This is a genomic window from Prolixibacter sp. NT017, from assembly GCF_009617875.1.
Classification (GTDB): domain Bacteria; phylum Bacteroidota; class Bacteroidia; order Bacteroidales; family Prolixibacteraceae; genus Prolixibacter.
Genome location: NZ_BLAV01000001.1, coordinates 332,672 through 356,010, shown reverse-complemented (window position 1 = coordinate 356,010; position 23,339 = coordinate 332,672). Strand labels below are relative to the sequence as shown.

Here is a 23,339-nt window from a genome sequence, read left to right as displayed (position 1 = left end):
AAATCCACCGTAAAACCTATAAATAAATTGCTTCCCGTATCGAACTACTACCGCCAAAGTTTTTTAAGCCGATTTTCCCGAGTCATCTTTAAAATAAAGCTTTTGCACTATAAAATTCTTGCGTTGCCGGTTCGTTGTTTTGTCATTCCTTTTCGGGTTGATAATAAAGAATTACAGCTCCATTATTAAAGGTTTTATTCCTAACGAGCTTAAAAATAATCCTGTCGTTTATGTCTTCGAATAATGGCAATCCCTTACCTTCAACCATTGGATGAATGCAAAGTTGCAATTCATCAATCAAGTTAAGTTTCAGTAGTTGTATAATTAAGCTGCGACTACCAACAAAAATATTTTTACCGGGTTGTTTCCTGAGTTCCGAAACTTCATCTTCTAAATCACGTTTTGCTAATGTAGCACTCTCCCAGTCTACACTTTTAATTGTCCGGGAGAAAACTATTTTCGGAATTTTGTCGATAGCCGTAGCAAAGTCATTCATTGATTTTTCCTTGGAAGGATTTTCCAGCAGGGTTCGCCAAAACTCCATAAGCTGATATGTAGTCCTGCCATATAGAATCCCACCTCCCTGGCCTAATAGTTCGGTATAGTGTTGATGTATTTCTGCATCAGGTATTCCAGCAGTATGGTCGCAAACCCCATCAAGTGTCATATTGATTGCAGCAATTACTTTTCTCATTTTCCCCTGTTTAACTATTTGTTTGTTCTACTGCACTAAAGTATCAAAGAGTTGATGAACCAAACTTGTCATAGGACAGTAAATGAAGTGTCAAAAAATGAATTACATTTTTGACACTTTATTTCTAATTCTGCTTAGGGAAGTATCTGTAATTCCAAGATATGAGGCAATATGCTTAATTGGCGCTTCTTTCAAAATTTGCGGTCTTTCTTTTATTAAAGAAAGATACCTGTCAGTCGCTGAATCAGCAATTATTGAAACAGAATGTTTTTTTAATAAGAACAACTGTTGCGACATCCACATACGCCCCCACTCAGCAACTTCTGGAATATTTTGGTATAGACGTTGAAAATCATCAAAAGTAATTTTCCAACATTTACATGGTGTTAGTGCTTGAATGTTTTCTTTGGCAGGAATTTGCATGAATAGCGAGTTTGCTTCAATCACAATTTCATTGTTACAGAAAAACTGTGTGGTAATGTCGTTACCCTTATAGTCGTGAACAAACGCACGAACTAATCCGCTTTCAAGACAATAATATTCTTTAGATGTTTCGCCTTGTCTTAAAAGAAATTCGTTTTTCTGAAATACTACTTCGGTATGTGCCTGAAAAACTTCTTCAAGTATTTTGTCTGTTAAACCGTTGTCGCAATAAATGTGTTGCAAAGTTCTATTTGACAAATCTCTTATTACCATTTCAAATTTCTGTGTATTGTCTTTCTGCCTGGTTCTGCAATGACCGCTACCCAGTGTGTAAATTCACCGTGCTTATCCCCTGAATATAAATACATTGCGCACCTATAATGTTGAATTCTTAAAAGTCAGCCCCTCTGAACCAACAAACCATTCCAGGTAAACGCCCCAGGTATTTTACATAAAAAATAACAGGTTAGTATGTCTATCGATACTTCAGATTCGTACGCTTGAAAAATTTATTGCGCCCTCAACCATTCGCAAGAAACAATTTGGCAAAAAACAAGCACCTGTAGACTAACCACTTTCGCCATTCATGTAATGTATGTCAAGTAATACTTGGTGCTACTCCAGTCCGGCAGAGCAGAAATCAATGCGAGAATCCGCACTCTGTACACCGTCGAATCCACTTATAAAATTTACACGTTGTTAGTGGTTCACTGTTTTTTTGTCAATTTATTGTCAGTGATTACTAACTTCTTTCGGGTATTTGTCACCGATTAAGTTCAAATGAATGTTATGTTCTAAGTATGCCTTTAGCCCGTCCAACACTGTCGTAAAACCACCTGTGCTGTCCTTGATTGTTTGAATTAAATCGTCTCCTGTTTCTTTGAACCCGTAATTTTTGATTACTACATAAGTCTTGTCATTTGTCAATGAAGTAAACTCGAAGTCAACTGTCGTTACCGGGTCACCCCACTCGATTGAAATTTTTTTGTTTGGGATAATATCTTTTACAAACACATTTACTGACGCACCATACATTTCCCACTTCCAGGTAACTGTTTTACCGATTTCTAATTGACTGCTTGATTTTGTAAACCAAAAGTTGGCCGTGATTTTTGGGTCAATGAATGCTTGAAAAACTGTTGAGACAGGTTTTCTGATTAGCATTTGAGTTTCTACTGTCGGAATTTGCTTTTTCGTCATTTTACTATCTCTTTAAAATTCGCATTTTCTTATTTCATTGCCAGGGTTTTCTCCTACATTAACCACTAACCAGAGTGTAAATCCATTGTTCTTATACCTCCGAATAGGAATGTATTGTGCACCTATGATGTTGAGTCCTTAAAAGCTCAGTCCCTCTGAACGAACAAACCATTCAAGGCAAACGCTTCAGATATTTATATGCAAAAAAACCTGACAGGTTTCAGAAACCTATCAGGTTGGAAATACTTCTAATTTTCATATCTTTTCGGCATTAAACCGCGCTTATGAAAAAGAGCTCGTTCAAAAAAGAAATCGCTTTCGAGCGAGTATTATTTTTTGGTGATGCCATCGTAGCTATTGCGATTACTATACTTGCGCTGAACCTCAAACTGGATGTGCCTGCGACCGAGGACCTGACATTTACAGACTTGGTGCTTCCCTGGAAGAGTATCCTTGCCTTTACATTATCCTTTATCAATATAGCTGGATTTTGGAAAACCCATCACGATTTCTTTGCCTACATCCACAAGATGGACGACAGACTTCTCACGTTACATATCATGTGGTTGTTTTTCATCGTCACACTTCCCTTCTCGACCACCGTACTGAGCTTGCATTTTAGCAACAGCCCGGCCATTTTCCTCTATAGTCTGAATATTTTATTGATAACGCTCGTCCAATTCTTTATTTGGGAATACGCGATGATGCGGGAAAACTTCTCAAATGAAGACAGCATCAGTGATGAAGTCAGAAGACGTTTTCAAATTATGTGTCAACTGGATATAATAAACGGAGTTATTGCAGTCGTGCTGTCCTTCTTTTTCCCCGTACTCGCCTTTATCCTATTATTTACCAAAGTACCCATCTTTGTCATTGCAACGATTTATATGGCCAGACAACGAAGGAAGAAAACAACAACCCGACGGTAGTCCGGTCTATGATCTTTGCCCCTTACATAAAACCATCACCAAAGAAAAACCTGACAGGTCTAAACGCTATGAAATCGTGGAAAGGAGTTTAGTCCTTTTTCCCTTCCATCAACTTCTCCATCATCACCACTTTGTCCTTTTTGACTGCTAGCAAGCGTTCATAAAGCAGGATACAACGCGCCGGCAGCCAAATTAAAAGTATTATTCGACTCAAAAAATACTACTCCGAAAGCCAGTATTATTACAACACTAATTCCACATTGGTACGATTAGAAGTTGTCATTGCGAACGGCAGTAAAGCAATTTCCTATTTCAATTGCTCCCTACCACAACCGAAACGCAACCCGGTCGCGAAACCTGAAGGCTTTCCTCCCGACACTTCGGGATTGGTACGCTCGGAGATGAGCGATTTGTCCGGCGTAGTTTCTCCTACATTATTTCAATTCCAACATAGTACGACTGGGAGGTGTCATTGCGAACGACAGTGAAGCAATCTGGTTCATTTCAATTGCTCCCTCGCACATCCGTAACACCACCCGGTCGCGAAGCCTAAAGGCTTTCCAGTATGGTGCGATTGGGAGTACAAAGCCTATCATGGTATGGGTTGACGGTATTAATTTCAATTCCAGTATGGTGCGATTGGGAGTTTCTCTTTTTATGTTTTCTGCGTTCGTTTACCAATTTCAATTCCAGTATGGTGCGATTGGGAGGGCATATCCTTTTTACCCTTCACCACTATTTCCTGATTTCAATTCCAGTATGGTGCGATTGGGAGCGGTTCACACGTTGATAAGATGAACAACTTCTTTCAAATTTCAATTCCAGTATGGTGCGATTGGGAGGTAACAGAAGTGAGCATCTTCGCAAACCGTTGTATATTTCAATTCCAGTATGGTGCGATTGGGAGGAATAGTGGTGAGTTTATACAGGTTGATCAACTGAAATTTCAATTCCAGTATGGTGCGATTGGGAGATCGAATGTAAATAAATGGAGTCGTTGGTCACCGATTTCAATTCCAGTATGGTGCGATTGGGAGGGTTACTGCCCAGAATGCCGAGCAGGTAAATTACACATTTCAATTCCAGTATGGTGCGATTGGGAGAGAAACACATGACCTTGCTCATCGTCTTTACGCTTATTTCAATTCCAGTATGGTGCGATTGGGAGTCTCGTATGGGATTGCACTACGCAATGTTGACAGTATTTCAATTCCAGTATGGTGCGATTGGGAGTTTCAACCGCTTTCGGCGAAACTGCATTGTTCTTAATTTCAATTCCAGTATGGTGCGATTGGGAGCGTCGAAATCGAAAACGAATCGCAGCGTTTCATCGAATTTCAATTCCACTTTGGTGCGATTGGGAGTCGAATACTGAAACTCGATGTAATTAATCGTCCCTAATTTCAATTCCACTTTGGTGCGATTGGGAGTTCACAGGAGAAACATCAGAGTACTTCTGGATCAATTTCAATTCCACTTTGGTGCGATTGGGAGGGATGGCACCAGGTAGGTTATCGATGCATGTATCACCATTTCAATTCCACTTTGGTGCGATTGGGAGAACAAGGATGGTTTTGTGTTCAACGACGGGAATAAATTTCAATTCCACTTTGGTGCGATTGGGAGACGAATGATTTCATTCTCTTCATTCGTGAACGTGAATTTCAATTCCACTTTGGTGCGATTGGGAGAAGTATATCCGTAATACTAGTAGGAATAAGATTGATATTTCAATTCCACTTTGGTGCGATTGGGAGATTGTTTCACAAGCAGCTTCTGCCGGGAATAAACTTATTTCAATTCCACTTTGGTGCGATTGGGAGCTTTTCGGCCAACCTGACCACGAAGCCTTCAAACCAATTTCAATTCCACTTTGGTGCGATTGGGAGGGCACGTTGGGTGTGCTCTCCTTCCCTTCATTGCATATTTCAATTCCACTTTGGTGCGATTGGGAGGAACTGAGGACAGGATTAGGAATGCCTTTTACCTATTTCAATTCCACTTTGGTGCGATTGGGAGACCTTTCACTTTTATACACATTTGTATATCAACTCAATTTCAATTCCACTTTGGTGCGATTGGGAGCCTGGGGTGACGGTGAACTAGTGGATAAAGCTGTAAATTTCAATTCCACTTTGGTGCGATTGGGAGCCGGTTCGGCCTATGATGTTTACTGCATGATCAAGTATTTCAATTCCACTTTGGTGCGATTGGGAGACAATGGCGATGCGGCTGGAGAACCGATGTATGCGCTATTTCAATTCCACTTTGGTGCGATTGGGAGCTTCCCTGATTCAAATTTCAGGAGAACAGATATTATATTTCAATTCCACTTTGGTGCGATTGGGAGTATTACAGCACTAATGCCGTGGTCGACCATACAAAATTTCAATTCCACTTTGGTGCGATTGGGAGGTGTTGAAAAGTTCTATAGTAAATTACCAAATAATCAAATTTCAATTCCACTTTGGTGCGATTGGGAGCGATGTGCAACGCATGATTGATAAAGGTATTCTGGAAATTTCAATTCCACTTTGGTGCGATTGGGAGATACCGTTGCTGTCAACGTGGTAGCACTGCCAACAGATTTCAATTCCACTTTGGTGCGATTGGGAGCCCGGGCCGAAAAAAGCGAAACAGGAGCAGGTTGTTCATTTCAATTCCACTTTGGTGCGATTGGGAGGGAACATTAAATCTTTCAATAGACTGGCTTAATTATGCATTTCAATTCCACTTTGGTGCGATTGGGAGTTGGCATCGACGAGCTCGACAAGTTCATGAGCGAACTGTATTTCAATTCCACTTTGGTGCGATTGGGAGGGCCTGGTGTGTGCGTTCGAATATAGTATGCAGTATTTCAATTCCACTTTGGTGCGATTGGGAGAAGAAATTGAAATGCCAAAACGTAAAATTAAAGTTAATTTCAATTCCACTTTGGTGCGATTGGGAGCCAGTTGGGACGCCTGAAGGCGATGTATGCGTTTAATTTCAATTCCAGTATGGTGCGATTGGGAGTTCAGGGAGCATTAGAAAGCGGGTTCGCATCCATATTTCAATTCCAGTATGGTGCGATTGGGAGGAATTTGCTCAGGAAACTCAATAGACTTGCGTAAAGTATTTCAATTCCAGTATGGTGCGATTGGGAGATAAAAGTGTCGAGGCCCCGCTGGCTCGAACAATTATTTCAATTCCAGTATGGTGCGATTGGGAGAATACCTGGACATTGACGTTAACGACGCTTTTTCCAATTTCAATTCCAGTATGGTGCGATTGGGAGCAAACCTTTGATTCGAGAATGCATGTATTAACCGATATTTCAATTCCAGTATGGTGCGATTGGGAGAGACAGAGGTAAAGCACAGCGAAAGCAAAACTGCCATTTCAATTCCAGTATGGTGCGATTGGGAGACTGGTAGCTTCCACCAGTAAAACCTCTTTGTTTTATTTCAATTCCAGTATGGTGCGATTGGGAGGCAGGATATTTGAAGCAACAGAAGGTTTCGATGATTGATTTCAATTCCAGTATGGTGCGATTGGGAGAATGTATAATGCTTCGTAGTTGTCAAAGTCCTTGTATATTTCAATTCCAGTATGGTGCGATTGGGAGAATCCTCCGGACAAGACGTCGATTTTTCCTCTCCAAAATTTCAATTCCAGTATGGTGCGATTGGGAGTTGGCCGGGATGTGGCCGTAACGGTTCATATAATTGATTTCAATTCCAGTATGGTGCGATTGGGAGATGGGGCGCTTGGGGTTCAGGCGCTCGAATGCCTATTTCAATTCCAGTATGGTGCGATTGGGAGTGGTTTTCCCTTTCCCATTTCCAGATAGAGACCATATTTCAATTCCAGTATGGTGCGATTGGGAGATTCGGGACACAGCGGTATATAGTGACGTTTGAGTGATTTCAATTCCAGTATGGTGCGATTGGGAGAGTTCTCGACCTTCTTTGGACTGATGACTCAGGTGATTTCAATTCCAGTATGGTGCGATTGGGAGTGGGACTTGATTATATTACACCCACCTTGTACTGCAAATTTCAATTCCAGTATGGTGCGATTGGGAGATGTTAAAGCAGAATTAACGCTTCAGGATTCGAAATTTCAATTCCAGTATGGTGCGATTGGGAGATCAAATTTTCAAGCAGTTCGACAGGTTTTTGAGTATTTCAATTCCAGTATGGTGCGATTGGGAGTGAAAACCATTTTGCGGAAAGTACGCCGCTTTTCTCATTTCAATTCCAGTATGGTGCGATTGGGAGTATTTATACGGCTTCATTAAATGCCCTATAACGGAATTTCAATTCCAGTATGGTGCGATTGGGAGGAACATGCCCCTGCTTTGCTATATATATTGTTATATTTCAATTCCAGTATGGTGCGATTGGGAGAACAAAAGCATTGCGGGGGCTTGTCCTTTTTCTTTATTTCAATTCCAGTATGGTGCGATTGGGAGTACATGACCGGAGCGAAGTTGTTTCTAAAACCACGATTTCAATTCCAGTATGGTGCGATTGGGAGGATACCCGCTGAACTTCCTTTTTAATGTTTGCTAAATTTCAATTCCAGTATGGTGCGATTGGGAGAATGGGCTAAACATGCTCAATTCTTTCTTCATATATTTCAATTCCAGTATGGTGCGATTGGGAGGTAGTGGATCGACATTAATAGCTGCCGAAAATCTATTTCAATTCCAGTATGGTGCGATTGGGAGATCAAATAAAACAACCGATCGCAAGATTTCAGCAATTTCAATTCCAGTATGGTGCGATTGGGAGTTACCCAGGCATTGCAAAGGCTATTGCTGAACAGATTTCAATTCCAGTATGGTGCGATTGGGAGGATGCGGCCACGATGAACGGTAATCCGGTTCCTGAATTTCAATTCCAGTATGGTGCGATTGGGAGCTGCTCTCTACCTTCTACTATATCAGTAGGTTTTAGATTTCAATTCCAGTATGGTGCGATTGGGAGCTTATTTACCACAAACGAACTTGATTCTTTCCTTTCATTTCAATTCCAGTATGGTGCGATTGGGAGTTGGTAGGATATTCAGAAAAAAGCGCAATTCGTTTATTTCAATTCCAGTATGGTGCGATTGGGAGAGCAAATTGCGATGTTTTGGAAGTAGCTCAAATAAATTTCAATTCCAGTATGGTGCGATTGGGAGATCAAATTTTCAAGCAGTTCGACAGGTTTTTGAGTATTTCAATTCCAGTATGGTGCGATTGGGAGCGCATTCGGGACAATCTTCAATGAAAACCATTTTGATTTCAATTCCAGTATGGTGCGATTGGGAGAAAGAAGACTTCGTTAATGAAGTGTTGGGATAAACCATTTCAATTCCAGTATGGTGCGATTGGGAGTCTGTCCTAGAATTAATGAAGCGACTTTACAAAGTATTTCAATTCCAGTATGGTGCGATTGGGAGTGCAATTAGGAATAAAGCCTCCCCCGTTGATAAAATTTCAATTCCAGTATGGTGCGATTGGGAGTGTATTTTGAGACAAAATCGAAGCCGTTGAACCTGAATTTCAATTCCAGTATGGTGCGATTGGGAGGCATGTTTAGAAACGGCAGGCTGACACTTCAAAATGCTATTTCAATTCCAGTATGGTGCGATTGGGAGTGACAGAAAAGAATTCAAGAAAAAAATTGATTCTTTCCGATTTCAATTCCAGTATGGTGCGATTGGGAGGAGTTGGATGCAATTTCTCATTTTTTGTATCTCGATTTCAATTCCAGTATGGTGCGATTGGGAGATTTTCATTATCAATCTGAATCTTTCCGTCATTGTTATTTCAATTCCAGTATGGTGCGATTGGGAGAGGCACGAGAAGTGAAAGTGCAATGAAGATTTACGAAAATTTCAATTCCAGTATGGTGCGATTGGGAGTAGTTGTTAATACCAATGATATTACTATTAAAAAATTTCAATTCCAGTATGGTGCGATTGGGAGCAGGGAATTATGGATACCGATCAAATAGTTTTGTTTTATTTCAATTCCAGTATGGTGCGATTGGGAGGCTGTCAATACCTTTCCTACTTTACGTTTTGAAAATTTCAATTCCAGTATGGTGCGATTGGGAGCAGTTTCAGACTCGAATAGCTGGCCTTTTGAATAATTTCAATTCCAGTATGGTGCGATTGGGAGAAAATCGAAAATCTTTTTTTCCGTAGTTCAAAAATATTTCAATTCCAGTATGGTGCGATTGGGAGGAACTTGAAGAAGTTCTTCTTGAATCCCTCCGGTATTTCAATTCCAGTATGGTGCGATTGGGAGATTCATTTGCAAACACGGAAGGTTTTATTTATGCTTATTTCAATTCCAGTATGGTGCGATTGGGAGCCCGAATTAACTCTATTTATTTCCTCTACTGATACAACATTTCAATTCCAGTATGGTGCGATTGGGAGTAATATCGAAAGAACATCCCTCACTTTTTTAATTAATTTCAATTCCAGTATGGTGCGATTGGGAGACAAAAGGAGTTTCCAAAGATAGAGGTCTTTTAAGCAATTTCAATTCCAGTATGGTGCGATTGGGAGTAATGCCGTCCGTTTCGGCATGTTCCTCTAACGGCATTTCAATTCCAGTATGGTGCGATTGGGAGCCGTTCGACGACTCGTAAAAAAACGCCTGTTTTCAGGCGGTTCAGCGATTCAAATATATGTAATATTTCCCTTTCAAGTTGTCGACCCACAATAACAAAATTTCGCCGGGGAACCGACAACAATAGTTAGTGTACACATTTTCAATACGTCAATGAACGTTGAGGCCTTTACACCGGCCTCGGGTCAACTCTCCACCAGGTGCTTTAGTCGGCACCGACAACTGGAAGTTGACCAAAACCAATATAAATCAGCCTATAAGAAATTATCGACAGAAGAACGTTCCTCGCCTACAATCTCTTTTTCAAGCCACCGTTCATTGCGTGAACGAAAGATAATCAAACTGTCTTTATCTTCCATCAAACGGTTCGCTCTTATTTTCAGCTCTTCGAGCTTCACTTCGGTGATTTCGCCCTCGAATACCGAATTCTGAATCCAGCAAAGGTAGCGGCGGCAAAGTTTCAGCATCTTGCCTACCCGCTTTTCCCCAATGTCGTATACAAGTATTACATACATATTAATAATGAGTGAATGAGTGAATGAAGCGGTCATCATTTCCGGCTTAGTGTTTTGCGGGCCTTAGCCATCATCGAAGTAATTTCATTGGCCTCATTTAATAACCGGTGAGCCCCATCGGTGTTTGTTTAATTTGATTAAAAGTTCAAGCAGGAAGCCACTTTCATCTCCTTCTTCGATTACAATCGATATTTACTGTAAAACTAAGCCTGTGAACGTGCCCTGCACGATGCCCGGTAATTAGCTCCAACCGAGGTTCCCGGGCGTAGCAATTGATCACCGATCCGGTAACCAACATGATTTTTAGGCAGCTGCGAACAAAAAGCAATAATATCCAAAGCAAACTGCTTGGTTCGAACCTTCATCTTTTGTATCAAAAGCTCTTTTTCAGTCATAACTATATTTTTTTCAGCAACTCTTCTATTCAATCATTCTCTCATTTAATCATTCAATCATTGCTCATCACCACCACATCTTAAACGGCTGATAATCTTCAATACCCAAAATGTGTTTCTGCAGCTTGTAGCATTCGAGTTTTACCAAATGTTTATAGCTAACCGAGCGGTTCAGCGTCCGATGCCTGATGGTTTCCTGTAAACGCTCTTCAAAAGCTTTCACAAAAATCTTCTTCCCGTTAGGTTTCAATACCACCCTGTTAACGGCATCTTCAAAGTGACGGGGCTGCAGCTCTTTTTTATTCAGCAGTTTAAAAATAACACGGTCGACCAGCAACGGCTTAAAAATCTCGGCTAAATCAAGCGACAGAGAAAAGCGGCGGTCGCCCGGCTGATGCAAAAAGCTCACCGTTGGGTTAAGCTGTGTTTGATGAATGGCCCGCAATGCCTGGCTGTAGCACATCATGTTACCGAACGATATCAGCGCATTCACTTCATTTTGCGGTGGCCGGTAGGTACGTCCGCTCATACTAAAATCGTTGATGATTAACTCGAAGGCTTCGTAATAGGTTTTCCGGATGTTCCCTTCCACTCCCATCAGCTCATCGATGGCCGTGGTTTGAGGAATACGGGCAGCGTATCCTTCAATTATCCCGATAATCGGCTCCAAATCTTTGCCCCGGCTGTTGTAATAGCGCAGGTTCTTCAACATGTTATGGGCCGCTCCGGTTAAAATTTTCTGGGCAATCACCTGCCGTTTCAGCTTACTCTGTTGCACCTTAACTTGCGCAATCAGCATCTTACCCGAAAGAAGAGCTTCGCGCGGCATAAACGAACCCGTGTAATTTTCGTAGTAATCGAAAAAATGGATGGGAATTTGCTGCTGTCCCAGGAAATTGTAGAGTGCAGCATTCGCATCGAGATTGCCAAAACAGTACAGCTCTTCCACATTCTCCACCGGAAGAAAACGTGGTTTCTGTTCGTTTCCGTCCTCATCATACGGCGTAAACTTCAGTGTATTGTCACGACGTTGCAGCCGGCCGGGATTGAATAGGTAGTAGGTGCGTTTCATATAAATTAATTTGCTGATGAGTTAATTTGCTAATATGCTGATTTGCTGATTTGCTAATGGGTTAATTGGGGCGCTTATTTTTGGCGGTGCTTATTATTTTGCTTAGTAGCTTTTGTATCGGTAGTAGTTGCGCATAAAGTTCTTTTGATGAAGGATAATGCTGACTTTTTTCGCATAGTGTTAACCAGTATTCGGTTTCACAAGCCTCTTTGGCTGCTATTTTTAGTTTATGAATAAAATCAACTCTACTTTCCGATGACTGCGCTTCATGAATATTTGCACCGATTGATGTTCCTGAGCGCAACAATTGCCTGGCAATAACATATTTATTTCGCTGTTCCAATTCTTCACTGAATTCGATTACTGCCAGAGCAAAATCTACACTCTTTTCAACTATCACATTTCTATTTTCCATTTCATTACCTTTATTCGTAAAATCAGCATATTAACCCATCAGCATATTAGCACATTAACCCATTAGCACATCATCCCCCCTCTTCTCCGCTGTAACAAAAATCGTAGTAGCTGCATTTCCGGCAGATGGGTAGTTCGATTCTCTCAGGGCATTTATCGGCGGTGGCAATGGCTTCAGTTTCCGTCAGAATGCTCTTCAGTTCTTCCCGGTCGCGTTCACTCAGCAACACCTCCTGCGTTTGTCGCAATCGGGGGTATTCCAGCAAACCGGTCACACCGTCAATACCTGCCTGCTCCATCAGCCAGATGTAATATTTTACCTGCCACACATGCGTGTCTTCCAACCGGTCGGATTTCTTCACCTCATGAATAACCTTATCGCGCGTATCGTAATAATCAATCTTTACGGGGCCGAGGTCCACCTCTTTGAAGCGTTCAGTCCGCTGGGCATAGCTGGTCTCGTGAATCAATTTCCCCTCGTACACCAAATCGGAGTTCGATTCCATATTGATTCCATTACTGAACAGCCACAATTTGCGGTGACAGGTAAAAAAGTAACTTAGTTGGGTTCCGGTGATGGTCATAAGTGATGAAATGAATGAATTATTGAATGAAGGAATGAGGGAATGAATGGATGCATCATGTCTGGTTATTGTCTTTTTTTGTTTTTGCTTTCAGTTTGTAATAGTCCTGAACAAAGAGACCCGCCCCCAGGACATATAAGTAGTCATCGAGCAACAGGAGATGGTCGGCTTCCAGATTCAGAATGTTTTCGGAATAAAATTCGGTCAGCGCTTCTTTCATTTTATGGTGAACCTGATGGACAAAATGGTCTCCCCGCATTTCCTCTTCAAAATCTTCCCAAATAAGTTTCCGAAACACCTCAGGGGTAATATCGGGACGCTCACGGACATATTCTTTTACTCTTTCTTCCGCATCCTCTTCTGTCAACGGTTTGGGCACAGGATTTACCCCTTCAACCGGCCTTCCCGTGTACCAATAGCCCTCGGCCGTATTCAGGTATTCCATTGTTTCGTTGGCGTATTCCTCGGCCAGCTGTTTCAAGGGTTCAGTAAGGTTAGTCCGGTAAACTTCCATTTCGGGCCAGTACGCAAAAACCAAATCAAAGAGTTCCTGCGAAAGCTTCAGATGAAAAGCTTCTGCCCGCTCCTTCATGGCTTCCAGCTCTTCGCCCATCCGTTTATAGAACTGGTATTTTTCTTCTCTCGATTCCATTGGTGCTATTGGTTAGGGTTATTTCTTCGAAACAAATTTCGTCAGGAGCAACGGGATAGTAGCCCAACGGCACATCCTGACAACATGAGCGCCGGAGGTGCGACACACAATACAGATCAACTTCACATAAAAACATCATCTGATAATATTCTTTCTTCAATATCCAATTGCAACCCTAATTCCGAATCATATTTTCTTTCTATGATGTAATAAGATTGTTCTTTCAATTCATCCTTATACTTTAACTGAAATGCAGATACATTCCGACGAATACCATCTCCGTTACTCAGCGCCATAAACCGCCGTTTTGAAACGGAAACTTTTAAAGATTCAGCTTTTATGAATTGGTTTGATTCAAGTAATTCCCGATATTCCTTCTCAAGAATTGATGGCAATACTTTCACTCCATCAAATTGCTTCTCGAACTCTTCCTCCCGGTGTGAATCGTAAATAAAGGGTGCCAGATTTTCTTCAACCGCGATTTTTAAGTTGAAGTAAACCCTGTCAAAATCATCCTTATCCTTTACCGACCAACTAGGATAAACCTTATCAATATAATATTGAAGTTTATCCTCTGCGATTATCCCTGAATTACCCGATTCAATATCCCTTAATGCACTAAGTGTCCTGGTTATTACTTCCTTATTTTTATAAATGTAATTGTCGACTTCATTTCGTTCTGAAAAAACAATGCAATCACATGGCGGACGGTAATATCCGTTTACCCGGTGACGATTAACCCGTCCAAACCGTTGTAACAAGGCATCAAGTGGAGCGAGTTCGGTAAAAATTACATCGTAATCAATATCCAGGCTCACTTCAATAGCCTGGGTTCCAACCAGAAGTTCCACTTCGTCAGACGTCAGTTCTACTTCTTTCTTATTCCGATCAACTCCGTTAAAAGCACTATGCAGCAACACTTTTTTTGAGGCATGCAAATCATTGTAAATATTCTGTGCTTGTTTTATTGTATTGCAAACCACCAAGACCTTATCACCGGTATCTATCCGTTTTTGAATATCGTCAATGTGTTCTGAAAGCAGCCCTCCGGCAACATTAATCCGATGACGGGTGAACGACTGATAAAGTCCTTCATCTGCTTTGATTTCGGTGTATTCTCCAATAGCTTCGGCAAACTCTTTTTTTAAAAATGTTGGCAAGGTAGCTGTCATTAAACAAACCTTTACATTCAAGAAACGAGCAGCAAATTCAATCAGTATTTTTATTTGTGCAGTTACTTCGGGGTCGTATGCGTGAATCTCATCGAATATGAAATAGCCCCCAGCCATTTCAAAAATACCTTTCTCAAATCCTTTTAACCCGAATATCGATTTCAACAACTGAAAAGGAGTTGCCACTTTTAAAGGAGGCACCAGTGCACGAAAACTTTCCTTTAATTCATGCTTTAACTTCTCGTTTTTTGCACTATATTCTTCTTCGCCGAATCTACTCTCGATATATTCCGATAACTTCCCGTGTAAGACGCCCACAATCTCGTTATGCCCTTGCATCTTTTTATCCAGCCGCTCAAACATGGCATTGATTGATGCCGTAAATGGTAGAATATAAAAAGTCCGTCCTTGTCCGTTCTCTTTCATTTGTTTGTGCAGCCACATGAACGAAGCTTCTGTTTTTCCTGAACCGGTAGGAGCAGTAAGGACGACGTCTCCGTTTGTTTCCGATGCTTTTTTCTGGTGAGAGTAAGGAGCCCAATTCGTATTATACAAAAAATCGAAATGCCTTTCTTCTAAAACATTTACGTTAAAAATCCCGGCCGATGCCAAATGATCGCATTGTTTTAAAGCGCCGGCAGCCAATAACAATTCCTGAAAGTTCGTTTTGTTTGAATTAATCGGCTCGCGCGTATAATCCTTTACCAATTTCATGGGTAGAGCCAGCGAACTTGGTTTCAAGGATACATCGTATTCTTTCAGGAATGATTGGATAAATCGTTCATTCAACTTTTGAGTTTCTTCCTCCCAATCCAATTTCCCGTCTTCGCTTAGCGAAAATATATCTTCACCTGTTTTATACCCCTTTTGAATATGGTCAAACAGAAAACTGAAATCTTTGTGATGCCCGGCAACAATTAGTTTCAAAAGCAATTTATCCTCTTCCAGCAAATCCAAGCGATCAATAAATGGCGTTGAAAACAACTCATGCCGCTGATGATACCAATCTCTGGAATTTCCTTTTAGCATTTTTTGAAATCCCAAATGCGATTTTCCCAAATCGTGAAAAACGATGCCTAAACGTACAAGCTCCCAGAAATGGTTTAAATCACCCACTGGTAAACGCCCAAATGCTTTTCTAAGCGATTCGTACACATTTAAGCATTCGTCAATGTGCTGTTTCAGTAAAACGGGAGGTTCTGATTTTGCCAGAACCTCCTGATTGCTTAACATCATACTTCGAATTTATGCAAGAAAATGTCACTATCGAATTCTTCCAAGTCAGGCCGATATCCGGTTAACGGTGACTGAACCGGATTATAGCAGGAGATAACAGAGTACGGTTCCGTCCCAAGATTTCTCCTGGGAATGGTGTTGGAAAAGTATTTAGGCAAGGCCTGAATCTGACCAGCCAAATAGTTTCCGTTAAACGGAACAACCTGTCCTGCAAATCGGGCATTGTTTACTTCATTCAATTCCACCTTTTCAATGCTTTCGATTCCCGCTAAATCGCCACTACGTCCCAATAATAGTTGATAAGCAGGTTGCCGGAAAGCAGCAATCAAATCTTCATTGGTTAGGTAAAGAAACAACTTACAATCATAAAGGAACTCGCGCTGAATAACATTCGGTTTAACTGTTGCCTCCGGATAATTCTTATCGTTTGCCTTTATCTGGTAAATGGTTTCCAAATCAACAGTCTTTATTTTAAAGCTGAAGTAGTATCCCAACGTTATTTCCCTGTTCTCCCAATATCTCCCCGATGCTGCATTAATTAAGCCCATTACTGTACTCACCGGCGGAACTTCAAGCGTCGGTTGGAAACCCGAAATTAGATTCGGATACCTGAAGCTTGATGTCCACGAGCTTATTTTAATACGGAATGCTTTCATCAGTCAATCTGGGATTTCATTTGCTCACAATACTGATCGATCGCCTCATTTACTGGCAACACTTTTACCTTAGGTATATCTGTCATCGTTTCGAGGTTTTTCAATTGCCCTGCAATTTCATCCATAAATCCGCTTCTGCGACCGATAAACACTGTCCCTTCAAAGGTGTCCCGGTAATCTTTTAAAACCTCAATCAAACCATCTATATTGAATACCATTTCTTCATCGCGCTGGCCACGGTTGCTGACCACGTGGCTGAATGGATGATTCCCGGTAGTTGTTGTAGCCAGAATGATGAACTTTGGAGTAACATCTCCCATGTTATTCGTTTGCATCGCCCCACCGTTAATGACTTTAAGCGCCTGGATTGTATCCCCGGCTCTTTGTATTCGCATATCTTTCGAAAGACGAATGAGCTTTTTCGGCTTTCCCTTTGCATCAACAACAAAAGGATCGTCAATTTCCTTTGCTCCGCTTTTTAGCGCTTCTTCCTGTAGCAATACCGACAAATTCTTATACCCGGTTCTATCATAATTTGAGAAGGTTCCAACCATGGAAAGATCTAGACTAAACATACCTTTCATAATTGCAGAATACTCCTGTTTCTCGTAAGGAACTGCGTCCCCTTCCTGACGGGCCATACTTGACCAATTTTGTGCAGGAGCTACACTTGTCGCAGATATAATAGCCGAATTCTTTAATGGCGAAACGCGGGTTACTGTTACATTCGTCATCTTCACATTTCCCTTTTTATCCTTTTTCGGTTCACCGTTTTCATCCAATTCAGCATCTTTGGCTGCGCGCATATAGCCAAAAACATCATCATCAGGAAATTCCAATGGATTTGCATGGGTATAGGCTATTTTTCCATCACGAACAATCGGAGATAACTTCCACTTTGCGTTCTTTTGCAGAGCTTCACGCCACCAGTAGCGCCAGGCTTGCCCAGAAACGTATACATAATTACGACCGTTTTTACGAATTGATTTGGTAGCAATTGCATTATCATTATTGCTTTGCGTATTTTTCCCGGCATTATTTAATGCCACAACATCTACGTCGATTAATACAAATCCTTGTGTTTTGATATTTTTCATACTTTGAGATATTTTATTCGTTAATAGCTTCATTTTCCGGTTCGAGTTCTAAATCATCTGATAGCAAGTCCTTTTCATGGAGTTCCTGATAAACAGCAATTAATAAAATGTCCCTTATTTCAGCCCAATAAGAGCCATCGGGGAACAAATAATCCACATAATCATTTACTGAGATAATCGGGTTCTTATTGCCTTCCTGATAGTTTGGCGAAATTGCCTGCTTTAATAGAAAACGGCGCAACTCAGATGCATTCTTTGCTCCGTCTAGTGCCTTTATCCGTTTTTTAGCTTTCTCAATATCTTCTTCCCTGACCAAAAAAGCTGCCAGTTCTTTGATTTTTGCAATGGTTTCTTTTTTCATACCAATAATATTTTGTTGATAAATAGATACTATTTCAAATTTAAATGGATGTTTGCGTGACCAGCGAAGTATGTCTCTCCGAATATTTTCCGCGTTCAGAAGCTTATCGTAAATAGGGTTCGTCCACTTTTTGTATTCTCCTGGTTCGACAATTTCGGTTTCCTTTGACTTAACCAATTCAAATTTTCCGGACACACTATTATACCTGGCCCCTTTATGTTTTCCATCAAAGTAATGAGAGCGTACAAATAACTGCCAGTCTTCACTAAATCTGGCTTGCATACAGGTTCTGTAAAACAGGAATGCATTAGCGGGGAGTTGGTATAATTGAATTTCCGGAGTAGCACCGAAGTTAGTAAAATGATAAAGGGTCAGCGAAGGCAAAACATGACCTTCACCAAATTTTGCCAATTGAGAAAGTGCCTGATCAACAAATCCGAAAATGGCATTGGCAGGTTTATTCAAATTCGATTTAGCCACACCGTCGGAAAGCCCCAAGCCAATCTCATGAAGATTCTGTTCTACTGTATGCCTAACAAAGAGTTTACTCAATTCTTTCTCGCTGCTTTGCAATAGCATAATCTTGCCTTGTAGTTGTTGACAGGCAAATGGGACAAAATGGATCCGAATAAGAGCCTCTCTCGAAAGCGCAATTCCTTTTTGAAAAAAATGATGAAAATTAATCAAAGTGCCCGAACCGGTCATTACCGAATTATCCCTGCCCCCAGGGAATAATTTTGTTTCACGCCCGGTAATGCGGCAGTAACCAATTTCCGACAATTCTGTCTCACTAATCAGTCCCTTAAAATATTTTAAAGTCTCATCTATTTTCTTCGGACCCTTAAAAGCCGGCTGAGTGATTTTCGAATTCAGAAAGAAAGCATTAATCTTCCCCTTCCATTTCTCGACATAGATCTTTGTTACATAGTCAATCAGTTCCAGAATATCCTTTTCGGGGAATCGCTTCGAAAGATATTCAATAGCAAATCCACCGGCATCGGCAAACGGATCGCCTGTTGGCCTTATCAGCCATTCGTAGTCAATGGTTTTGTAGGTTTGTTTCATATTGAGAGGTTTTAATTTTTTCATTTCGTTATTTTACATCTCCAACCACTCTTCAATTTTCATCACCTCCACCTTTTGGTTGTGCATTGCCCTAAAATTAGCTTCACTGTCGAACCAGCCGATGACTGCATCGCGGTGCAGCTTTGTGGACTTTATCGAAATGCAGCTCAGATAGCTGCTCCACGGATATTCTATCGGATGTTCACAAAAACCATGATGTATGGGGTTATTGTGTATGTAAAGAATAACCTGTTTCAAATAATTTTCGTTGTCAATCAGTTTGCGTTTAAACGGGCGCTCGAACAAGGCACCGCGGGTTTCGTTACGTTTATTCAAATATTTACCGTATGCATTAAACAGATGCGAAAAATGTTTTACAGGCTCCGGACGTTTTAAATTATTAATGTCGACTCTTTCAGGTTCTCCGAACTCTGAAAGGTCAGTCGTCGTTTGAAACCTGACAGAGTCGTCAGACCTGTCAGAGTTTAATTTTTTGTAGTAACCAATCTTTTCTTTTTCCTTCACCCTCACCAACGTATGAAAATGATTCTTCATCAACACCCACGCATAGGTATCGGCTATTGGTTCAATATACTTGTCATACAAACTCAAAAAGTACTCGTAGTTATTAGCTTCGCAAAACAAATTGCGTCCGCCAACCGCATGATTGTAGATGTGATAAAACTGTCCGTATATTAAGGGCTCAAACTGTTGCATCGTTCTTGCTTTAATTCGCTTATTACTAATCCTGACAGGCTTTTATAATATCGAAGACTCTCGTTCCAGGTCGTCGACAAAATTGGTTCGTTCCCGTATCATGTTACAATCATTTTGGGTTTCAGATTAGCACCCGCAAACGGAGCGTCTGTTGGCCTTGTCAGCCATTCGTAGTCAATAATTTTACAGGTTTCCTTCATATTCGTAACCTTTTGTTTTACTCCTTCACTTTTTCGAACACCGCGCTTTTGATTGCTTCGTGGAGGCGTTTTCCGGGATGAAACTGAATGTTGACCTTTTTAATATGACCGGCCGATACAGCCTCTTCGCTTTCGGCCGGAAGTCCCTGTATGGAGGTCCAGAAGGTGCCTAATCCATCCAGTTCAATGCGATATCCCTGTGCCAGCTTCCTGGACAGGTAAAACTCCAGCGCCTTCACAACGTGATACACCGTTAGTTTATTCAGAGATGTTTCAAATTCAAGGTCTGCCGACACTTCATCCAGGGTTATTTTTGGCTGGCCGGCTATCCTGGGGTAGTAATGTGCCGAATCATCATTTCTTCGGCCGGGTTTTGACTTTCGTTCTGCTTTAAATCGGATACACATTGAGCTATTTCTTTGAATTTTGAACCCCCAGTTTTTTAAGGCATTGCAGAGGGTCAAAATTTTATGCTGTGAAAAAAAATTTTTATGCCGTAAGAATTTTTTTTTGTGCCGTGAAAAAAAAATCTTCACGGCACAAAATTTTGGAAGGATCAGCTTTCTCTGGTATAGGTTACCGTTTTCAGCATATCCTTGAGTTCTTTACCCGGGGAAAACAGAACTCTCGCACCCTTGATGGTGGAGGCGTTTACTTCCTCGGCTGTAGCTTTACCTTCACTGCTGATGCTGACGCGCAAACTCCCCAAATCGCCCAACCGCACAATCCGTCCATTAGCCAGTGAATCCTTCATTACATCTACCATGGCATATACCACCGCCCGAATATCAGCACCACTTACTGTACTGATCTTCTCAATAGCCTTGGTCAGATCCTCCAGGTCGAGTTCGCCGTTCATTTGCGGACTGGCATAGTACTTCTTGGTACCACCACCCACAACGCCGGGTTCTCCTCTTTCAATGACATTAAATTTTATAGCCATAGGCCTAAAATTTTATGGTTTAACATTCCTAACCGGTGCAATTCCCTTTGGGGTTGATGTCCTTTCCGAAACGTCTGTTTTCCGGAAGGAGGTGCGATTATTTCGATACGTACTGTAAGGGGTTATCACTGCTGACGGGGTCCGATTTCCGGCGGTTCCGGGTCTGTTGCTTTTTTCATGGTTTTTCGTTTTGGTTTGTTATTTTATGTTTGTCGGTTGTTTAGCACTGTGAGGGGCTGAGACCACTGACGGGGAGGGCTCCACCCAGCCGAAGCCGGTGGCATTTTTCTCGCCCATGCCGGCCGATAAAATCAATTGATGCAGCTGAGCCGGAGCTGTCAGCTCGAAATGGTATTTAAAGCCCCGCACTTTGCTTTCGCCGGGTGAATAAGGTTTAATCGTAGTGAGTTTCGATTTGGGAGTGCTGGTTAGTGTAAACCGAAAAGGAAAATCATGGGGCAAAGGTTCCACCCCGGGTACTGAATCGTATTTATGCACCAGATGCTGTTTCAGGAGCTCTTCGTATCGTTTGTCCTTAGGCGAAAGGTACTGTGCATATTTATCGCCTTCCTCCCAGGTGCTGATTACGACAGGCGATGTTGCCCGGTATTTGCTTTTTAATGCAACCATGGGTTCCGAAAGACGTTCAACGCCCGACACTGTTAGGTCGATTCCGTTAAAACGGTCACCCAGGAAGAATTCCTGTTGATTGAACAGGCCGATAATGAATCTCTCTGCAGCCTCGCTCAGGTGAAAGGCGACCTTCAGAATTAGCATATCACGCTGCAATTCAAAAAGGGCTTTCTCTTTCCAAACTTTTGGACGCCCCAGTTCTAAAGGAGAATAACTAAATAACTTGAAACGTTTCTTTTCGGTTTTATATCCCTCAGCATGAAGAAACTCAGCAAATTCTCCGTCAGCACGCCTCAATACTTTATACACCCACGCTCCTATGAAATACTGGTAATCCATGGGTAACATTCGTTGCTTACCTGTACGATGAAATGTAAGTTGGAATCTCATTTCGGTTTGACGTTAGTTTATTCATTTGTTGGTCTTGTTTAGTTACAACATTTCGGAGTTTACATCCTTATCAGACATTCAAAAACATCCTATATGCTTAGGCCTTTGCTTTGAAGAGGGCAACTCCTCAACAGCAATCTTAGTAAAATGGGTAGGTAAAAAGCAAAGCGTTTGGAAGATTGAATTTATCAATAAAATGTAATTTTGCAAAAAATAACTTGACCGCTTTTTCACCATATCGTTAATCTGTGTCCTTTTCCTGTTTTTTTAACTATCATCAGGTCTACAACAACTGAAAGGGATGGGAGCGAACAGCTAATTCTCTTCGATGTCGTCAAGAAGCATTTGCTGGTATAGCGGTCCCAAATCGGCAATAATTTTTTGGGCGTCGGGATTGCCTTGTTCGGCCTTCTCCTTCACCGCATAGTAAAAGCTGATGGAGTTACCCAGGAGCTTCCGGTCCAGGTACTCCTTTGCACTCTCCAGCAACGGTTTCAATTGCTTTATAATCGCGAGCAACCGGGTCAACTCTACTTCCTCTTCAGGTGTGAGAACCGGAAGTTGGGCCAGGCGCATGATCTCGGCAGTAATTTGAGGCAGTTTATCGCCAATGAGCTTTAAAGCGCCGGAAATTTTATCATCGTTGTTCTCTTCTTTGTTTTTCATCTGTTCGTGTTTTTTATGGATCCGAATTCCTGTTGGTGCTCAGAGACCCCGACAGTGGTTTGATCTTCTCCCCATATACCACCGTCAGGGTTTAACAACCACTGACGGGGTGGGAAAACTCACCCCAAATACCTACCGCTCACACACCCTTCGACGTGGATGCGGGACCAGCCGTCGTGTTGTTCGATGGCTTCCGGGTCATCGTCGAGAATGCCGGTTGCGCCTTTGAGGAGGTTAATAATCCGGTCGGATGCACCGCCGGTAACAATGCTTCCTAACAGGGGAAGGCCTTTTTTGAGCAAGGTTTCGCCCAACTTTCGCAGGCCGCTTTTCTTGTCTTTTTTCATGTGTATAGGATTGGTAGGTAAATGATTGATCGGCTTAGTCTCTCCGCCCCTGAGCGAGCAGGCTATTTTTCTCATTGATAGGATAAACACGGGAACCGGTTACCTCCGGAGTGAGATTTCCCTGTCGGGTCAAAAGGTTGTTCGTCAGTCGTTTCATCAGTCTCAGTTTAAGATTATACTTGTCACTTTCAGCCGGGAATCACCCGTTGATTCCGGTTGTTTTCTTTTTTCCCCCGTAAACTGATGCTATTGTTTTCTGTCTGTGGCTAGCCGGGCGATCGCCCGGTTGAACCAAAATGATAGCCTAACTTAATCATTATATCGTTAAGAGTCAATCTAAACAAGAGTTTAATTTACTGACATTG

General features: G+C 41.7%; 21 protein-coding genes and 1 CRISPR repeat array. Of the genes, 1 reads left to right on the top strand and 20 read right to left on the bottom strand.

Features of this window, described 5'->3' with window-relative positions:
• Nucleotides 1-142: 142 nt before the first annotated feature.
• The 3 genes from GJU87_RS01505 to GJU87_RS01495 all read right to left on the bottom strand — a co-directional run bounded on the left by GJU87_RS01505 (nt 143) and on the right by GJU87_RS01495 (nt 2,317).
• Complete coding sequence (locus GJU87_RS01505) at nt 143-694, bottom strand: dihydrofolate reductase family protein (RefSeq protein ID WP_153637892.1); 552 nt, start codon at nt 692-694, stop codon at nt 143-145.
• 102 nt (nt 695-796) lie between these two features.
• Nucleotides 797-1,390 (bottom strand): Crp/Fnr family transcriptional regulator, encoded by a 594-nt coding sequence (locus GJU87_RS01500; protein ID WP_153637891.1) that lies wholly within the window; start codon nt 1,388-1,390, stop codon nt 797-799.
• A 459-nt stretch (nt 1,391-1,849) separates the two neighbouring features.
• A complete protein-coding gene (locus GJU87_RS01495) occupies nt 1,850-2,317 on the bottom strand; it encodes an SRPBCC family protein (protein ID WP_228491800.1) in 468 nt (155 codons plus the stop codon).
• A 284-nt stretch (nt 2,318-2,601) separates the two neighbouring features.
• On the opposite strand from GJU87_RS01495, the gene GJU87_RS01490 reads away from it, so the two are divergent.
• Entirely contained in the window at nt 2,602-3,246 is a 645-nt protein-coding gene (locus GJU87_RS01490) for a TMEM175 family protein (RefSeq protein ID WP_153637890.1), read from the top strand.
• 551 nt (nt 3,247-3,797) lie between these two features.
• Nucleotides 3,798-9,860: direct repeats of the CRISPR family, unit length 30 nt; unit sequence ATTTCAATTCCAGTATGGTGCGATTGGGAG.
• 253 nt (nt 9,861-10,113) lie between these two features.
• Here GJU87_RS01490 and cas2 read toward each other — a convergent pair.
• The 17 genes from cas2 to GJU87_RS21540 form a co-directional block, all read right to left on the bottom strand.
• A complete protein-coding gene (cas2, locus tag GJU87_RS01485; protein WP_228491799.1) occupies nt 10,114-10,413 on the bottom strand; it encodes a CRISPR-associated endonuclease Cas2 in 300 nt (99 codons plus the stop codon).
• A gap of 164 nt (nt 10,414-10,577) precedes the next feature.
• Nucleotides 10,578-10,769: a four helix bundle protein gene (locus GJU87_RS01480; protein WP_228491798.1), complete on the bottom strand. Its 192-nt coding sequence runs from the start codon at nt 10,767-10,769 to the stop codon at nt 10,578-10,580.
• A gap of 67 nt (nt 10,770-10,836) precedes the next feature.
• A complete protein-coding gene (cas1b, locus tag GJU87_RS01475) occupies nt 10,837-11,841 on the bottom strand; it encodes a type I-B CRISPR-associated endonuclease Cas1b (RefSeq protein WP_153637889.1) in 1,005 nt (334 codons plus the stop codon).
• 61 nt (nt 11,842-11,902) lie between these two features.
• Entirely contained in the window at nt 11,903-12,256 is a 354-nt protein-coding gene (locus tag GJU87_RS01470; RefSeq protein WP_153637888.1) for a four helix bundle protein, read from the bottom strand.
• Between the two features lie 70 nt (nt 12,257-12,326).
• A complete protein-coding gene (gene cas4 / locus GJU87_RS01465) occupies nt 12,327-12,839 on the bottom strand; it encodes a CRISPR-associated protein Cas4 (protein ID WP_153637887.1) in 513 nt (170 codons plus the stop codon).
• A 55-nt stretch (nt 12,840-12,894) separates the two neighbouring features.
• Nucleotides 12,895-13,491: a hypothetical protein gene (locus tag GJU87_RS01460; protein WP_153637886.1), complete on the bottom strand. Its 597-nt coding sequence runs from the start codon at nt 13,489-13,491 to the stop codon at nt 12,895-12,897.
• Nucleotides 13,492-13,613: 122 nt separating this feature from the next.
• A complete protein-coding gene (gene cas3 / locus GJU87_RS01455) occupies nt 13,614-15,896 on the bottom strand; it encodes a CRISPR-associated helicase Cas3' (protein ID WP_373921481.1) in 2,283 nt (760 codons plus the stop codon).
• Nucleotides 15,896-16,555 (bottom strand): type I-B CRISPR-associated protein Cas5b, encoded by a 660-nt coding sequence (gene cas5b / locus GJU87_RS01450; protein ID WP_153637884.1) that lies wholly within the window; start codon nt 16,553-16,555, stop codon nt 15,896-15,898. Before cas5b ends, cas3 begins: the two co-directional genes overlap by 1 nt.
• Entirely contained in the window at nt 16,555-17,652 is a 1,098-nt protein-coding gene (cas7i, locus tag GJU87_RS01445; RefSeq protein ID WP_153637883.1) for a type I-B CRISPR-associated protein Cas7/Cst2/DevR, read from the bottom strand. Before cas7i ends, cas5b begins: the two co-directional genes overlap by 1 nt.
• Before the next feature lie 13 nt (nt 17,653-17,665).
• Nucleotides 17,666-19,102 carry a type I-B CRISPR-associated protein Cas8b1/Cst1 gene (locus GJU87_RS01440; protein WP_228491797.1) on the bottom strand — a complete coding sequence of 479 codons (1,437 nt, stop codon included), beginning with the start codon at nt 19,100-19,102 and terminating at the stop codon, nt 17,666-17,668.
• A gap of 9 nt (nt 19,103-19,111) precedes the next feature.
• Nucleotides 19,112-19,795 (bottom strand): hypothetical protein, encoded by a 684-nt coding sequence (locus GJU87_RS01435; RefSeq protein WP_194831410.1) that lies wholly within the window; start codon nt 19,793-19,795, stop codon nt 19,112-19,114.
• Between the two features lie 217 nt (nt 19,796-20,012).
• Nucleotides 20,013-20,402, bottom strand: coding sequence for a hypothetical protein (locus tag GJU87_RS01430; protein ID WP_153637882.1), 390 nt, complete (start codon nt 20,400-20,402; stop codon nt 20,013-20,015).
• A 149-nt stretch (nt 20,403-20,551) separates the two neighbouring features.
• Nucleotides 20,552-20,938 carry an HU family DNA-binding protein gene (locus tag GJU87_RS01425; RefSeq protein ID WP_153637881.1) on the bottom strand — a complete coding sequence of 129 codons (387 nt, stop codon included), beginning with the start codon at nt 20,936-20,938 and terminating at the stop codon, nt 20,552-20,554.
• A gap of 198 nt (nt 20,939-21,136) precedes the next feature.
• A complete protein-coding gene (gene cas6 / locus GJU87_RS01420; RefSeq protein WP_153637880.1) occupies nt 21,137-21,961 on the bottom strand; it encodes a CRISPR-associated endoribonuclease Cas6 in 825 nt (274 codons plus the stop codon).
• A 315-nt stretch (nt 21,962-22,276) separates the two neighbouring features.
• The gene (locus GJU87_RS01415) at nt 22,277-22,627 is read right to left on the bottom strand and encodes a hypothetical protein (protein ID WP_153637879.1); all 351 of its coding nucleotides are present in this window, start codon (nt 22,625-22,627) and stop codon (nt 22,277-22,279) included.
• Between the two features lie 119 nt (nt 22,628-22,746).
• Nucleotides 22,747-22,974, bottom strand: coding sequence for a hypothetical protein (locus tag GJU87_RS01410; protein WP_153637878.1), 228 nt, complete (start codon nt 22,972-22,974; stop codon nt 22,747-22,749).
• 34 nt (nt 22,975-23,008) lie between these two features.
• Nucleotides 23,009-23,131: a hypothetical protein gene (locus tag GJU87_RS21540; RefSeq protein ID WP_255454153.1), complete on the bottom strand. Its 123-nt coding sequence runs from the start codon at nt 23,129-23,131 to the stop codon at nt 23,009-23,011.
• Between the last annotated feature and the right edge of the window lie 208 nt (nt 23,132-23,339).